This is a genomic window from Clostridioides sp. ES-S-0049-02 (genome assembly GCF_020658465.1).
In the GTDB taxonomy this organism is placed as follows: Bacteria; Bacillota; Clostridia; order Peptostreptococcales; family Peptostreptococcaceae; genus Clostridioides.
The window spans coordinates 1-456 of sequence record NZ_JACVWG010000061.1; the positions used below are offsets into that span (position 1 = coordinate 1).

A 456-nucleotide genomic window follows, 5' to 3' on the forward strand; every position below is an offset into this window, starting at 1 on the left:
CATTTACATCTTTATCAATCTGGTCTTGAACTAAATCTTCTAATGCTCTCTTAGCCTCTTCTAATTCTTTTCTTAATTCCTGTACTTTCTTTTGTCCTGATAGTGAACTATCTCTTTCAGCAATATCCAATTTCTTTTGAAGTTCTTCTATCTCTTTTGATTTATCATCATAATCACGCTGATAATCTGCTTTATCTCTAGCTTTATTGTAGGCTTCTTTTTCTTTATTAAGTGCATCAAGACGTTTTTTAAGTTCATCATCTATCTGTTTCTTACGTTCTTCAATTTGCTTTTCATAGACTTTAGTTATCTCATCTTCTATTTCTTTGGTAGTTTCTAACTTTTCTTTTAATGCTGCTTTAATTGTAGCATCTAACTTAGCCATTTCTTTTTCAGCATCAGGAATTTTATCCATCATTAAATCTAAATAAGCATCAACTAATTCTTTTGCTTCAT

At 29.8% G+C, this 456-nt stretch carries 1 protein-coding gene; it reads right to left on the reverse strand.

All coding sequences use genetic code 11. The features are described 5' to 3' along the window. Nucleotides 1-418 (reverse strand): hypothetical protein (locus IC213_RS20605; RefSeq protein ID WP_227863586.1); only part of this gene is annotated, 418 nt, incomplete at its 3' end. Nucleotides 419-456: the final 38 nt, after the last annotated feature.